13 protein-coding genes and 1 pseudogene are annotated in these 15902 nt (G+C 40.5%); 11 read left to right on the forward strand and 3 right to left on the reverse strand.

The features are described from left to right. Positions 1-73: 73 nt before the first annotated feature. Positions 74-994 (reverse strand): carbon-nitrogen hydrolase family protein, encoded by a 921-nt coding sequence (locus COP04_RS04880; protein ID WP_100486960.1) that lies wholly within the window; start codon positions 992-994, stop codon positions 74-76. 438 nt (positions 995-1432) lie between these two features. On the opposite strand from COP04_RS04880, the gene COP04_RS04885 reads away from it, so the two are divergent. From COP04_RS04885 to COP04_RS04915, 7 genes are all read left to right on the forward strand, one after another. Further along, the gene (locus COP04_RS04885) at positions 1433-2455 is read left to right on the forward strand and encodes a LacI family DNA-binding transcriptional regulator (RefSeq protein ID WP_100486961.1); all 1023 of its coding nucleotides are present in this window, start codon (positions 1433-1435) and stop codon (positions 2453-2455) included. A gap of 97 nt (positions 2456-2552) precedes the next feature. Continuing rightward, positions 2553-3293 (forward strand): glutamine amidotransferase, encoded by a 741-nt coding sequence (locus tag COP04_RS04890; protein WP_100486962.1) that lies wholly within the window; start codon positions 2553-2555, stop codon positions 3291-3293. Between the two features lie 7 nt (positions 3294-3300). Then, positions 3301-4590 (forward strand): ArgE/DapE family deacylase, encoded by a 1290-nt coding sequence (locus COP04_RS04895; RefSeq protein WP_100486963.1) that lies wholly within the window; start codon positions 3301-3303, stop codon positions 4588-4590. A gap of 92 nt (positions 4591-4682) precedes the next feature. Next, entirely contained in the window at positions 4683-5660 is a 978-nt protein-coding gene (locus COP04_RS04900; protein ID WP_204988021.1) for an ABC transporter substrate-binding protein, read from the forward strand. Between the two features lie 165 nt (positions 5661-5825). Continuing rightward, a complete protein-coding gene (locus COP04_RS04905; protein ID WP_204988022.1) occupies positions 5826-6575 on the forward strand; it encodes an ATP-binding cassette domain-containing protein in 750 nt (249 codons plus the stop codon). Next, positions 6575-7600: an ABC transporter permease gene (locus COP04_RS04910; protein ID WP_239984766.1), complete on the forward strand. Its 1026-nt coding sequence runs from the start codon at positions 6575-6577 to the stop codon at positions 7598-7600. The genes COP04_RS04905 and COP04_RS04910 overlap by 1 nt, the downstream gene beginning before the upstream one ends. Positions 7601-7637: 37 nt before the next feature. Further along, a complete protein-coding gene (locus tag COP04_RS04915) occupies positions 7638-8822 on the forward strand; it encodes a M20 family metallopeptidase (RefSeq protein WP_100486964.1) in 1185 nt (394 codons plus the stop codon). A 374-nt stretch (positions 8823-9196) separates the two neighbouring features. Here COP04_RS04915 and COP04_RS04920 read toward each other — a convergent pair whose 3' ends face one another. Beyond that, positions 9197-10384: a M20 metallopeptidase family protein gene (locus COP04_RS04920; protein ID WP_100486965.1), complete on the reverse strand. Its 1188-nt coding sequence runs from the start codon at positions 10382-10384 to the stop codon at positions 9197-9199. Positions 10385-10721: 337 nt separating this feature from the next. Further along, positions 10722-11849, reverse strand: a complete 1128-nt coding sequence (locus tag COP04_RS04930) for a M20 peptidase aminoacylase family protein (protein WP_100486967.1) — start codon at positions 11847-11849, stop codon at positions 10722-10724. A gap of 344 nt (positions 11850-12193) precedes the next feature. Between COP04_RS04930 and COP04_RS20590 the strand changes: the two genes are divergently transcribed. The 4 genes and pseudogenes from COP04_RS20590 to COP04_RS20185 all read left to right on the forward strand — a co-directional run bounded on the left by COP04_RS20590 (position 12194) and on the right by COP04_RS20185 (position 15569). Beyond that, positions 12194-12511 carry a M20/M25/M40 family metallo-hydrolase gene (locus tag COP04_RS20590; RefSeq protein WP_338062831.1) on the forward strand — a complete coding sequence of 106 codons (318 nt, stop codon included), beginning with the start codon at positions 12194-12196 and terminating at the stop codon, positions 12509-12511. Next, positions 12508-13350, forward strand: a complete 843-nt coding sequence (locus tag COP04_RS04935; protein WP_338062832.1) for a M20 family metallopeptidase — start codon at positions 12508-12510, stop codon at positions 13348-13350. Before COP04_RS20590 ends, COP04_RS04935 begins: the two co-directional genes overlap by 4 nt. A gap of 317 nt (positions 13351-13667) precedes the next feature. After that, on the forward strand, positions 13668-14333 hold the full coding sequence (locus COP04_RS04940; protein WP_100486968.1) for a helix-turn-helix transcriptional regulator: 666 nt from the start codon (positions 13668-13670) through the stop codon (positions 14331-14333). Positions 14334-14489: 156 nt separating this feature from the next. After that, a pseudogene (locus tag COP04_RS20185) lies at positions 14490-15569 on the forward strand (MalY/PatB family protein). Positions 15570-15902 lie beyond the last annotated feature (333 nt).

The following is a 15902-nucleotide window of genomic DNA, read 5'->3' on the forward strand; positions in this document are numbered from 1 at the left end:
ACCGTTGCAGCGGTATGGTATATGAAACAGGTCTTGAATATTAGGATCAGTAAATTTTCTAGATCTTATTTATTTACAATTTATTTACAAAAGTAGTGTTTTTAGTATCTTCTAATGCGTCCTCAAACATTTTAATATATTTATCAGGTCTCCAGTCTGTACCTTCGACTGATGAATTGTATTTAAACAGGAACCGCGTCGCAAGTGACAGATCGATGGTCGCGGTAAACATCTCAGATTCGCCGGCAACGTCATCCGTAAACTTATGCCCGGCAAAGTAATAGGGTTCCCATGTCTTTCTGCTTGGGCCAATGATGCTGCTGCCTCCCCAGAAGTCATTATACAGATCCACGCCACCTAGGTTGGCGGATGCGATATAAATACCCTCACGAATAACACCGGCTTCCAGTGTTGTGGTGCCTAATCCCTTGCCATGACATTTAGCAAGTGCCGTACTATTGATGTACAATCGGCAGCCCTTAGCAGCATAATATCGCATTAACTCGGGAAAGCAATAAGTATCATAGCAAATGGCACAACCTACAGGACCCCAAGGTGTATTTAATATAAATGGTTTATCGCCCCGAACAGCCCAGTTTGGCTCCGGTGCAGGAAGATGCATTTTACGATAGGATCCGACCAATCCATCAGGAGAAAAGACAGCCAGTGCGTTATATAGTTTAGAAGGATCTGCAGAATCCTTTTCAGGCATGCCAAAGACAGCATAAACGCCATATTTTTTGGTTAGTTCGGCAACTTCATCAGTCGATTCACCCGGTATTGTTTCTGAGAGCTTATATTGCATTTTCTCTTCAAGAGGTTTTTCAGCTTCGTCATCATAACCCGTCAGAGACATTTCTGGAAATACAATAAAATCGCTGCCTTTTTTCGCGGCACTTTCGATATACCCTTTAATACGATTCAAATTCTTTTCCTTGTCTCCCCAAACAGCATTAAAAGTGACAACGGACAAGTTAATGACATCTTTAAACATTTTACCTCTTCTTTCCATATTTTATTATTGTGCAATAATAAAATATCACTATATTGTGAAATGTCAATTTGCTTGTAAGATAATTTACCATACAAACTAAGCAATTTACTGCATCGCCAACTCTTTTTATATGTACTGTCAATCAAAGAAAGAGCCCTATTTTGTTAGATAATAACATAATTTCTGCTCAATCTCCCATATTAGTTATGTATAAGTAAAATTAAAATAATTAGATATTTCAAGAAAAAGCGATTGACTTTTCAATACAAACAGATTAATCTAAAAACATGATTTTTTGAGATCGTGTGAAACCGGTTTTAGTTAAGCCTATTAATCAGATTTATAGAATGTTTACAAATAATGTGGAACCAATTTTAATTTTTATTCAATGTGAAACCGGTTTTAGAAAATGTTTCTAATTTGGCAGGAGGCGTTGCTTTGTCCACTATAAGAGATGTTGCGAGATTGGCAGGCGTGTCGGCCGCAACTGTATCCCGTGTCTTGAATGATAAGGGCTATGTCAGTGAAGAAAAAAAAGAAAAAATCGAAAAAGTAATAAAGGAGTTGAAATACGAACCAAATCAAGTTGCTAGAGGCTTGGCAAAAAAAACGTCAAAAACCCTTGCATTAATCGTCACAGACATTGCCAATCCATTTTTTCCAGAACTTGCGAAAGGAGCTGAAAAGATCGCCTATCTAAATGGCTATTCATTATTATTGGGAAACACAAAAGGTATGGATCATCAGGATGATGATTACGTCAAGTTACTGATGAATAAATACATAGATGGCGTAATCATAGCTTCGCATGATATTGATACAAAAATATTAAAAGAGCAGGAAAACACACCAATGGTTGTGCTTGAAATGGATAATGATATCGAAAATGCCTGCACGATTAAAGTGGACAACTATTATGGAGCAATGGTAGCAACCCGTCACTTATTAACTGCCGGCTGTCGAAAGATAGCTCATATTTATGGACCTCAGTACGATTCTACTGCTAAAGAAAGATTGGAAGGTTATAAGGCAGTGATCAGTGGCACTTTGGGGGCAACAGCCATACTAACAGCTGGTGACTTTACAATAAATGGAGGAGCGGAAGCGGCTCAAAATCTTTTAAATAAATACCCTGATATAGATGGAATATTTGCAGGCAACGATTTGATGGCTATAGGTGTATTAAAAAAATTAAACCAGCTTAAGGTTAAGGTCCCCGAAGATATTGCGGTTTGTGGATTCGACGGTATCTTTCTTACACAGGTTACCAATCCGGAATTGACAACTATTGAACAGCCTATTTATAAAATGGGAGAATTGGCAGCTGAAAAGTTAATTTTTAGGATTAATCATCCTTCATATAAAAAAGAAACTATTGAGCTCAAGACAAAGTTAAATATTCGGGAATCAACATTAATCATAAGAAGTGGCAATAAGAGAAAACACTTTGTGGACAAGTAAACAAGATTGATATTAAGTTGCATAGATATGCTTTGGAAATAATTATTGCAAAATTTAAAATTAACATAGTGTTGAAAATATAAAGGGATGATTAGATATGAGGTTATTGTTCGTTGGCGAGTCTTGGGTCATACATATGATTCATACAAAGGGGTATGACAGTTTTACTTCAACAAAATATGAAGAGGGGGCGACCTATTTAATTCAGTGCTTAAGAGATTCAGGTATTGAAGTTGATTACATGCCTTCTCATGAAGTGCAAGTCAGATTTCCAAAATCAGAACAGGAAATAGAAAAATATGATGCCATTGTGTTGAGCGATATTGGCAGCAATACTTTCTTACTAAGGAATGAGACATTTTATGAGATGAAAATAGTGCCCAATGCTTTGGAACTGATCAAAAAGTTCGTAAAAGATGGCGGCGGTTTTTTGATGATCGGTGGATATCTATCTTTCACTGGTGTCGAAGGAAAAGCAAATTACAAAAATACCGTGCTTGCTGACGTTCTCCCGGTAGAATTGTTGAGCACGGATGATCGGATTGAAATGCCGCAGGGAGTCCATCCTGTTACGGTTAAAGAGGAAAATATAACGAGGGGACTGACTGAATGGCCCCCCTTTCTAGGATATAACAGATTTATTGCTAAAACAGACTCGGATGTTTTAGCGACAATCCAAAACGATCCGTTTATTGTTACCGGTCATTATGGTAAAGGAAAAACAGCATGTTTTGCAAGTGACTGCGCACCTCATTGGGGATCAAAGGAATTTGTTGATTGGGAACAATACAAAAGTTTGTGGATTCGCATTTTACAATTTATTTCAAGAAAGAGCTGATTAAAGAATGGCAGAATTAAATCTTAAAAAAACAGTTCTGGAGCAAAAAGAAAAATTTGTTGATTTTTTGTCTTTAATGGTTAAAACAGATACGCAGGTTAAAGGGCAGGGTATTCTTGGTGGAAATGAAAGATTTGGTCAGAAAATGGTTAAGCAGAAACTTCTGGATTTAAATTTTGATGTTGATGAATTCGATGTTGAAGATGACAAGATTAAAAAATTTCCTGGTGCAAATCTGGGACACCAGAATGAAAACAGGCCAAATGTTGTTGGTGTTCTGAAAGGTTCAGGGGGAGGAAGGTCCCTGATATTAAATGGGCACATTGATACAATGCCCTACGGTGATAAATCGCAATGGTCAAAGGATCCCTTCCTAGGTGAGATTGTAGATGATGAAATTTATGGACTGGGTGCTACGGATATGAAAGGTTCGCTGTCAGCAATGATTCTGGCAGCTGAAGTAATTAAGATTTCGGGCCTTCGTCTGAAGGGTGATCTTATTATTCAGTCGATAGTTGATGAGGAAGGCGGCGGAAACGGGACGATGGCATGTGTTGAAAGAGGGTACAGGGCTGACGGTGCTATTGTAGGTGAACCAACACAATTGCATCTTCAAACAGCTCATATGGGTTTTCTCTTTCATGATATCAAAGTAACCGGTGAAAGTCTTCATTCCAGTCAATTATGGGAGGGGGTTAACGCTATTGACAAGGCATTAATAATCTATCGTGCTTTAAAAAATCTTGAGCGAAGATGGCTTATGACGCGAAGACATCCGCTTTTACCGGGTCCGACCATTAATTTAGGAGTTATTGAAGGAGGTGTTGCTGGCTCGGTTGTTCCTAATTCCTGTACCATGAAGTTTTGTCTCCATTATCATCCTGAGAAAAATGAATCGAAGGAAGTTACACGGGACAGAGTAAAAGGGGAAGTGAATGAAGCCGTTAAGTTAGCCACTGATAGTGATCCGTGGTTGAAAAAAAATCCACCGCAAGTAAATATTTACCAGGAAGGTTTTCCATTTGAAACAGAACTAAGCCATCCTTTAGTGCAGGAAATGAAGCAAACGTTGAATAAGGTTATTGATCGAGCGGTAATTGAAGGAATGCCTGCAGGATGTGATGCGAGAACTTTGTCAGAATTCGGGCAGACACCGGCTATTATACTTGGGTGCGGGAATCCGCAACATTGCCACTGCGTGAACGAGTCGGTTCCTGTCCATCAATTTCTTTCACTGATTGAAATATACGCTAACTTTATAGTGACGTGGTGCGGGATAGAATCTGCCGTCAAATAGAGTCGTTATTATCCTAATGGTGACGAGAATTACTGCATATAAACAAATCCAATTTATAGATTTGAATTTGTCAAAAATCAGGAGGGGTTAACATGGCTTTTATTAAAGGTAAAACAAAAGCGCTTCTTATCGTAATGTTGGGAGTACTAATGGTTCTGGCAGGTTGTTCATCAAATAGTGGATCAACTGGCTCAGGCAAAAACAGTAAAAAAATTACTATTGGCCTGGTAACAATAAATACCGAAGCCTATTTTTTTACTGAGTCTATTAAAGGGGCACAAAAAGAAGCAAAGAGTCTTGGAGTCAATTTAATCGTCGATAACCCGAACAATGATCCTGTAAAACAGAATAATGACATTGAGGATTTGGTTAATCAAGGTGTAAGTGCTATTATTGTTGATTCAATCGATGTTAAGGGCGTTATTCCTGCTATGGAGCAAGCTGCCAAAGCAAAAATCCCTGTCGTAGCAATTGATGCGATTGTAAATAGTAAAGCGGTGAGCACACAAATTGGTGTCGATAACGCTAAAAGTAGTGAGCAACTTGGAGAATATTTTAATAATTATGTAACGAAAAATATGAAACAACCTGTACGAATGGGCGTTGTAGGTGCGCTGAACTCTTTCATACAGGTTAACCGTCAAAATGCCTTCTTGAACACAGTGAAGAAAACATCAAATCTGAAAATAGTTAACATTGTTGATGGTAAGAATGTACAACAAACAGCCATGAATGCTGCACAAAACCAAATGATCGGACATCCTGAAATGAATGCGGCATTTGCCACTGGAGAACCCGCACTTATTGGTTTGGCAGCAGCTGTTAAGTCTCAGCACAAAGAAAACAAGATTGCTGTATTTGGATGGGACCTTTCGAAACAGGCAATTGATGGTATTGATCAAGGATGGGTTAAAGCGGTCGTTCAGCAGCATCCGGAACAATTTGGCAGTGAAGGGGTCAGTGCGGCTGTAAAATTAGCTAAGAAGCAATCCGTTCCAAAGACGATCAATGCTCCGGTTACGATTGTGACAAAAAGTAATGTGGATCAATTCAGAAGTCTGTTCAAGTAATGAGCAATGCCCTTTATACGAAGATAGATCTAAATAAATATTTGGTGTTTGGGTGTTAATCATTGATTAACACCCAAATTATTAGATTCACGTCTCACCTTTCTGATTGAGCATCAAAAATTAGAACTATGAAGCTAGTAATTATTTATGAAAAGGAGAAATTCTATGATAAATGTTCCAAGAATAGCAATGAAGGATATTATGATATCTTTTGGAAGCATTAAATCGTTGAGAGGGGTCAATCTCGAGTTATATGCCGGGGAAGTTCTGGGATTAGTCGGAGACAATGGGGCAGGCAAGTCAACCTTGATGAAAGTATTAAGTGGTGTTCATGTTCCAGACAGTGGTTCAATATTGTTTGACGGTAAACCAATAAATATTAATACTCCCCTCAAGGCGAAGAAGCTTCAGATAGAAACTGTCTTTCAAGATTTGGCGCTTTGTGACACTTTGGATGTAGCAAGTAACTTATTTTTAGGGAGAGAACCGTTACGTTTCTTTCATCGCTTAATTGATAAAAAGAAAATGCATATTCTTGCAAAAGAAGAGCTCGATCGGTTGGGCGTTGTTATCCCTTCAACATATTCAGCAGTTGAAAACCTGTCGGGAGGACAAAGACAATCTGTAGCTATTGCCAGAGCCGTAACTTATCAGCCTAAGGTTTTAATTATGGATGAACCGACAGCTGCATTAGGTGTTAAGGAGGTAAGAATGGTTTTAAGCCTGATCAGAAGGGTGAAAGAAACAGGTGTCAGTGTCATTTTAATTACGCATCGTTTGCAAGATCTTTTCGAGGTCTGTGATCGGATCACTGTATTATATGAAGGAAAAATTATTGATAACAGACTTATTAAGGATTTTACCATGGAAAGTCTAAGTAATTCTATAACAGGTGAAGTTAAGGAGGCTAAATAATGGCTGAAGCAGGTGGAAATATTAAATCGGAAAAGAAATCATATAAACCAGAATTTATGAATTCAATAAAAACATCGCAATGGATTTCTGATAATAAACAGCTTATCGGAATATTCTCGGTACTCATTTTGTTATCAGTATTTTTTTCTTTCTCTACTAGCTCTTTTTTTACGACGGGTAATATGCTGAATCTTCTTCAGCAGCTTGCTCCCAATCTTATTGTAGTGGTCGTCATGACGCTTGTTATTACGACAAGTGGTATTGACCTCTCAGTTGGATCGATATTATCTCTTGCCAGTGCTTTAATTGCCGTATTATTAAGTGCCAGATGGGACAGCCTCATGGCCTTTATATTTGTGCTTATCGTTGGGGCGGTTGCCGGATTATTGAACGGCTATATTATCTCTTATCTGAGAATACCACCGTTTATTGTGACACTCGCTTCCATGATCTACGTTGAAGGTTGTGCGCTGTTAGTAACTGGTGGTTATTCAATCGGAATTAGTGGAAGCGGATGGTTAATGTCTTTAGGAAGTGGAGACCTCTTTAATATTCCCATTTCAGCAATTATTGCTATTTTGGTAGTAATAATTGGCTGGATTGTCCTTACTCAGACGAGATTTGGCACATACATCATCGGTATAGGTGCCAATGAAGAATCTGTCAGACGTTCTGGAGTAAATATCAAAAAAATAAAATTATTAACTTACATGTTTAGCGGCATGATTGCCTCGTTTGCAGGAATCATTATTGCTACACGCCTGGGATCCGGGTCGTCGAACGTTGGGACAGGCTTTGAAATGGATGTTATTGCTGCAGTTGTGCTCGGTGGTACATCACTTTTTGGAGGAATAGGAACAATGCTTGGCTCAGTTATTGGAGTATTCCTGATTGGTATTATTAATAACGGGCTAACCCTAATGAACGTATCTCCTTATATCATTCAAATTATCCAAGGAGCCGTTCTTTTATCTGCTGTTATTGTCAATACTTATTTCTTTGGAAGAGGCAAGAAAAGAATTTAAATAGGCAATTTATTTATGCCAAGAGGAAGTGGTGTTCATGAGTATTGAGGATATATTTAACTTAATTGATGAAGACGATGCTGTTTTATTCCTTAAATCATTAATACAAATAAATAGTGTAAATCCGCCTGGAAATGAAAAAAGAGTGGCTGAGGTAATAAGAGACCGATTAGAGAAAGCTGGCTTAAAAGCTGAATTGCATACTTTTGAAATGGACAGAACCAACCTTTTTGTGGAAATGATTCATAATAAACAAGTTAAGAATTCTAAAAGTCTTGTACTTAGCGGGCATCTTGATACAGTTCCAACCGGTAACACAAAATGGGAAAGCGATCCATGGAGCGCTTTCCAAAAAGACGGAAGGCTGTATGGACGGGGTTCATCGGACATGAAGAGCGGGGTTGCAGCAATGGTCCTTGCTTTGGAGTGTATTCATCGATCGGGCATTAAATTAAAGGGGAATTTAGCGTTTTTAGGAACCGCCGGAGAAGAAGTTGATGGCAGGGGCGCTCGATCTGTCACCAAGGAAGGGATAATAGAAAATGCAACAGCAATGGTTATAGGTGAACCAACAAATAACGAGGTGCTTATCGCTCACAAGGGCGTACTCTGGCTTGAGGTTACAATAAGCGGAAAAACAGCACATGCGGGATGGCCCGAAAACGGTATTAATGCCATATCAGCCATGCACCAGTTTGTAAATCAGTTGGAGAAAATGACCCTTCCAGATCACGAAATACTTGGTAAATCTACAATAAATTTAGGCATCGTAAACGGGGGTGTAGCTCCTAACATGGTCGCCGATCATTGTAAACTTACACTTGATATTCGGTTGGTACCCGGTCAGGAACGTGATGGGATCTTACACCAAACAAAAGCCCTCTTAAATGAACTATCAAATCATATGAAAATTACGTATGAGATAAAAGTATTGAACGATATGCTCCCAGTCAGCACATCTAAAGATAACCCTTTTATTAAAATATCAGCAAATACTTTACAAATGATCTTCAATAAAAAACCTGCTTTTGGTGGAGCAAATTACTACTCCGACGGATCAATTTTCACAATTAAAAATAGAGATATTCCAATACTCATTTTCGGACCGGGTAATCCTGATATGGCACATCAGCCTAACGAGTGGGTCGATGTTGAAAACTTTATTGCGTCGATCCATTACTATGTTGCTTTGGCTGTGAAGTACCTCGAAGAAGCAGAGTGAAAAGTTGTTGCTCTTCTCTCTGCTTTTTTTCTTTGAATAAAACAACGTCCGCTTCAAGGCCACTTCAGGACAAACGCTAAGTGAATGCCTCATTAAGAAAGAGCTGGGAATGGCTATTCCAAAATTACATTTTAGCAATGCTAAAAAGGATCTGCTTTACGATGCCATGATGGTGAACATGAAGCGGGTCCTTTATCGCTCAGAATTGGTTGAAATTCAGTTCCATACATGAATTGATTTCCTTGTGTGAATATACAGATTTGCAACTTTTTTCACTGGGTTAGGATTCTTCACGTTCTAAAAACCAATTTCTTAATCGGACAAGAGATCTGCACCATTAATATGAGGGAGACCCCCTAAGCTTTGATCACGTTTTATTCAGATAAAAAATCTAATGTCGTCTGAACGAACGAGGCAACACCTATAGGGAGAGCGCGCTGATCTGCATTGTAGTGCTCGGAATGTTGGGAATAGCAGCAGCCGTTCTCTTCATTTCTGCAGCCCAGCAACATGAAAGTTGTCGGTATTTTTTCGCTGAAAGCGGAGAAATCTTCAGAGCCCATGATTTTCTCCCAATTAACCAAATTTTCGTCTCCGATTACTTTTCGGACGGCTTTTTGTGCGAGCGGCGTGATCTTGACATCGTTAGTTGTTGCCGCGCAGAGAAAATTGTAATCAAAATCATAGTCACAGTCGTAGGCGGCACAGGTGTTTTTGATCACTTTTTCCATCCACTTGGGTATTTGCTTTCTCGCGTACGCGTCAAACGCTCTGTTCATTCCATCCATCTCCGCAATGCCGGGTGTAACATTGAAGCGTTCACCAGCCTTCAATGTTCCGATGTTAATGACAACCGGTGTCCGAACATCGTTCATGCGGCTGACGACGGTTTGAAGGCTTTGAACAACCGCTGCGGCGCAGACAAGTGCATCATGCCCTTGCCAAGGCGCAGAACCGTGACTGGATTGACCTCTGATTTTCAATTTCCAAAGATCGGCGCTGGCCATAAATGCGCCCGTGGGCATGACAACTTGTTCGACAGGGATATCCGACCAAATATGCATTCCGAAAGCATAATCTACATGGGGGTTTTCAAGCACGCCGGCGTTGATCATGTCTTTCGCCCCTTCAGCGATCTCCTCGGCCGGCTGGAAAAGGAATTTCACAGTACCATGAAGTTGTTCCTTCTTTTCAGATAAAAGCCGGGCTGCTCCGAGCAGCATTGAAATATGGTTATCGTGTCCGCACGCATGCATTTTGCCCGGATTCTCCGACGCAAAAAGCAGTCCAGTCTGTTCCTGTATTGGCAGAGCGTCCATATCGGCCCTGAGTGCGATTACTTTTCCATCAAACTTTCCTTTTAAAATGCCGACAACCCCTGTCTTGCCAACATGATGGACTTCAATACCCAGTTTTTCAAGAGCTTCAGCAACGACTTTAGAGGTTCTAAACTCTTCGTTTGAAAGTTCCGGGTGGCGATGAAAATCCACTCTATACTTTTCTACACAGTCCTGAATGCTTTTTGCTTCAGCTAGAACGTTGTTTTCGACGGTTTGTGTCATCAGAATATCGCCTCATTAAATTTTAAAATTCTTAACTATTAGTTTATATTAATTTCGGAAAAATGCTAGGTATCATAACGGATGCATTGGAAACAGTTGCAAAGCCTCACGACCAGCATTTTTGCAAGAAATCAGATGGGCCCCTCTCGCAATTTTCCAATGTTAATGAAGTTAAAAAAACGGTGAAGGGTGCTGCTTTTGTTGAAACACCGCTGCAGATGATCCAAGCAACACCGCCATTGCACCGGATCTTATTAGGAAAAAGCTGAGGCTATTTCCCAAATTGTTCCCTTTTGGAAAATAGTCTCGTCATTTGAGTATAAAAATTTTCTGAAGCTCAGTGGTGAGCTTTTTCCAGTGTTTTTAAAATAGCTGTTGCAAGAATACTGACTCCTGCAAACATAGCTTCGTGGTTAAAAGTCATATATGGATGATGCAATCCTGGTTTAAGATCACATCCAAGGCCAAGCATGGTTGATTTAAGGTGGGGATATTTAATAGCATATTGATGGAAATCGTCACCCCCGCTGGATGGCATCGGAGGGTCATAGTTTTCAGGGCCAAGAACATCCTTTATAGCTTCGCCCATAATTTCTATCGCTTCAGGAGCTGATACAGCCGCGGGGCTGCCATGTGACATCTTAAGATTGATTCTGACCCCGTAGCAGTCACCAACTGCGCGGACGACACGTTCCACTTTCTGAGTCAGGTCTCGCATCACTTCATTGCTCTGAGCCCGGGCGTCGAGGGTGAATTCGGCATGTCCGGGAATAATGTTCGTTGCCGATCCTGCATGAAGATTCGTCATCTTAACGGAGCACGGAACCATCGGATTGACATGAATGTGCCCGAGTTCGCTGACAATTGATGAAGCAACCTCTATTGCGTTTTGACCGAGATGAGGGCGGGAAGCATGAGCGTCTTCTCCTTCAATTACGCCCTTGATCGTTCGGCAGGCGCCGGAAAGGATGGCGGGCTTTGCTCGCTTATCTTTCGTTTCTTCTACGGGTCTGAGGTGTACTCCGTAGAAATAATCAGCGTCATCCAAAACTCCGCGTTTGCAAAGTTCAAGCGCTCCCTGTCCGATTTCTTCGGCAGGCTGAAAAACCAAACGAACGGTTCCTTCTGGAAGATTTGTCTGTTGCAGCAGCATGGCGGCGCCGAGGACCATCGACATATGTGCGTCGTGGCCACAGGAATGGTTCGCCTGGAGTTTCCCGTTTACCTCCTGCCACAGTGCATCCATGTCTGCACGAAGCGCGACAACTGGCTTTCCACTGCCAAGTTCACCGATCACACCGGGGCAATCATCGAAAGTTTTTGTCTTGTAGCCTAATTCATCTAATTTTTTTTTGATGAAAACCGTTGTGTTATATTCTTTCATACTGATTTCTGCGTGCGTATGAAAGTATTGGAAGAAATCCATGACCTGGGATTTGATTGGTTCTGTAATGTTTAGTGTCATAATAACATGCTCCTTCATCAATAGATTAATAACTAAGTTCAGAAAATACAGAACCCAATAATACTGACTGAACAGTATCATGATCATCAAAATTTTTCAATGCCTTGCACTGTTTTTTATTTTGCTATTAGGCGGAGTGAACTGAGGTATAACTATAAATACGAATACTGACAGGGAGAGAAACCGACTGGCTAGAGGAGATGGACAAGATTTAGGATTAGTTATATATTATATTCAAAATAGTTAATCTATAAAAAATATTTATATTTTAATAAACTATTCTGCATTGGGATGGATATTAGGGTGAAGTATCTGAATGGCCTTACATTAAAGGAGCATGGGGAATGGACAAAACAGAAGCTATTGAATTACTTAAGGACATACTGAAAATCAATACAACAAATCCGCCAGGAAATGAAGCGCTGGCGGTTAAGCGGCTTTTACCCGTTTTTGAAAAAGCAGGCATTGAAACGGAAATCGTGGATTATAGTGAAGGCCGCCAGCAATTGATTGCTACATATGCTGGTAAAGAAAGGGGCAAGACACTTACTTTTACGGGTCATCTTGATGTTGTCCCAGTTGGTGAGATTCCATGGGTTCATGATCCTTTCGGTGCCGAAGAAGTGGGCGGGAAAATATACGGCCGGGGTGCGGGGACATGAAAAGCGGGCTAGTTGCCATGGTTGCCGCCATTGTCGAACTGAAAGAAGCAGACACACTGCTTAAAGGGACGCTTAAATTTATGGCAACTGTAGGAGAAGAGACATCTTCGATTGGTGCCCGGCAGCTTTTGAATGAAGGATATGCTGATGATCTAGATGCTGTACTCATTGGAGAACCAACGGGAAATGAGATTGCGATTGCGGAGAAGGGCTGCCTGTGGCTTCGAATCACAACAAACGGACAAACAGGGCACGGCTCGACGCCCAGCCACGGAGTCAACGCCAACGAGCATATGATAGCCATTCTTTCTAAATTCCGATCTGAATTCTCCTTCGATTTCGAGCCGGACGATATGTTGAGTGAACCGACTTCCAGCATCGATGTTTTGCATGGCGGCAGTGGCACAAATGTCATTCCGGATAAGTGTACAGTGGAAATTGATATGAGGACATTGCCGTCACAGAATCATAAAGATATTGTCAAGAAGGTCAATGAACTGATTGATACTGTTAAAGAGGACATATCGGATTTAAATGCCAAAATTGAAGTCATTAATGACATGAAACCTGTCAAAACACCAGGAGATAATGACTTTGTGATGGAACTGATAGATGTGGTGAGTACTGTACGCGGGAAACGGGTTGTACCCTATGGTTTTTCCGGATATACCGATGGAGCCTACTTCTCACAGTCGGAGAAATCATTTCCTATCGCTGTGACAGGTCCTGGTTATCCTCCTATTTCTCATCAGCCAAACGAGTACATTGAGAAAGATGCTTTTTTTGATGCCATTGAAATTTATAAAAAAATTGCTGTTTCCTTTCTTGGGCGAAATTGATTGATTCGGAATAATAGATAAGCTCTTTGTCTCTTCAGGCATGGAGTTTTTCCTTTTTTTTTTGAAACTTACATCTGGAGCGCAGGTTTTTAAAGTCCTATAGTAATTGGCGTGAACGGGTAGTTTTATGCCTGATCGGTATTTTTTAAAGCATGGATTAACTCACTGCAGATTCTGTCTCTCATCTGACCTTCCAATAGGAAAAAATTCTACTGCAGAATCATATTGACAACATTACAAAAGTATACGAGAATGGCCTTAGTGATTAAAAATTATTATTATTATAATAAATAATTATTATATTGATCATACAGTTGATGGGCGGTGATCTTATTAAAGCAGAGTTAGAAAAGTACAAAGAATTGGTTACGTTTCTTGGTGAAGTCATGGGGAATGATGTAGAAATTATCCTTCATGATGTGACGGACCTTGAGAATTCTGTTGTTGCTATCAGCAAAACTAATTTAAGTGGCCGTACGATCGGATCTCCGGTCACAAATCTTATTCTGAAGATGCTCAAGGAAGGTAAATCGCATAACAAATCTTTCATTACAAATTATGAAGGGATGGCTAAAGACGGAACGATTTTGCGGTCCTCCACTTTTTTTATTCGTAATGATGAGAATGAGATTATCGGGATGCTATGTATTAATATAAATTATCAAAAGATGGAAAAAGTAATCAACTATTTAAGCGATTTTATAGGCGTTAATCCGCAACGGGAAATTAAAAAAGAGCATCCCATTGAGCATCTCAGTCCGTCAATCGAAGATCTTGCTGCGGCAAGTATTAAAGAAATTGTAGGTGCTATGAATATTCCACCTGAAAGAATGTCTCAGGAGGAAAAACTGGAGATTATTGAAAGACTTAACGAAAACGGAATTTTTCTATTGAAAGGCACTGTCAGTATTGTGGCAAATGAACTGAGTACTTCGGAAGCATCGATTTATCGTTATCTCAGCAAAGTTAAAAAAGCAAACTGAACTGAGTAATTTCTCAATTAAAATAAGAAAAAGGAGTGTTGCGTCATGTACGACCTTGATAGAGTCATCTCACGTATACATACGGACAGTGTCAAGTGGGATGGAACTGAAAAAAAATATGGAGCGTCCGGGCTGTTGCCGATGTGGATTGCCGATATGGACTTTCAGGCGCCTTTTCAGATACTGGATGCATTGAAGCAATGTGCGGAGTTTGGCGTATTCGGCTATACACAATGCCCGGATTCCTTAAAGGCTGTTGTCCGATCCTGGCTTTCCAGAAGATATCAATGGGAAATTGATAACGCAAATATCATTTTTAATCATAACGTTGTATCCGGTATATCACTGGCTATCCGGACGCTGACGAGCAAAAATGATAAAGTACTCGTTCATTGCCCTGTTTACAATCCCTTCTTTGAACAATTGAATCAGCTCGGGAGGGTTCCGGTTTTTTCGGATCTTGTTATCAAAGACGGCCGCTACGTCATGGATTTCGAGGATATGGAAGCAAAATTGAGCACGGAGCAAATCAGCTGCATGTTGCTATGCTCTCCTCATAACCCCGGTGGAAGAGTATGGTCGGAAGGCGAGCTCAAGAAAGTACTCGACCTGAGCAGACGCTATCACTGTGCCATCATTTCGGATGAAATTCATTCGGATATCATCTTATCAGGTCAGAAGCATACGCCCATTGCAAAGCTTGCCGGTGACGAAGGCGAAAATATTGTTACTTTGATGGCACCGACGAAAACGTTCAACATTGCCGGCATCGGACCTTCCTTTATCCTTTCTTTTAATGAGAAAATCATCGAAGCAATAAAAGAGTTCCAGAAAGAAATGGTCTAGCCAGAAATTACGCCATTTCAGATTGCTGCATTGACAGCAGCCTATGAAAACGGAGAAACATGGTTGAACAAGCTGGTTCCTTATATTGAGGAAAATATGAATCAAGTCAGAATCAAACTCTCTGAAGTCCCCAATATCCGATGTATGAAAAATGAGGGTACCTACCTGATGTGGATTGACTGCCGGGAACTTGGCTCTAATGAAGATAAAATCAATCAGTCACTGATCGAGTCAGGTGTCGCTCTTCAGATGGGGAGTACTTACGGTCCGGCTGGTCGCGGATTCGTCAGAATGAACGTTGCTGCTCCCCGATCGGTTGTTGCTGAAGGGGCTGATCGGGTTTCTCGTGGTTTCCGTAATCTACTGAGCACGATGAGCACTAGCAGATAATGGTTTTCAGATTCTCAAATAAAAAGCCCGAAAATCAGTTCATTGATTTCGGGCTTTTTATTTCTTTCATGTGTTCTGGTTTGATCAACGTTTGTTTTTTTACAAGTCGCCAGCTGAGAAAATCCGGCTATTTATTGCTGAGATGAATCAGCGTCTCAGGCAACCGCTCCTGACGCTTCGACTCACCTGTTAATAACCGAACATATGCGCCGCATAAATAGCGTCCAAAGGTCTTGAAAATGGCAACAGAACTTTAAAAAGCACAAACATGAAACAAACTCGAAGAAGTGATCTTCTGCGCTTCGGGCTTGTCCGCGTGCCTGCACTTGAAAA

The organism is Sporolactobacillus pectinivorans, assembly GCF_002802965.1.
Taxonomy (GTDB): Bacteria; Bacillota; Bacilli; order Bacillales; family Sporolactobacillaceae; genus Sporolactobacillus; species Sporolactobacillus pectinivorans.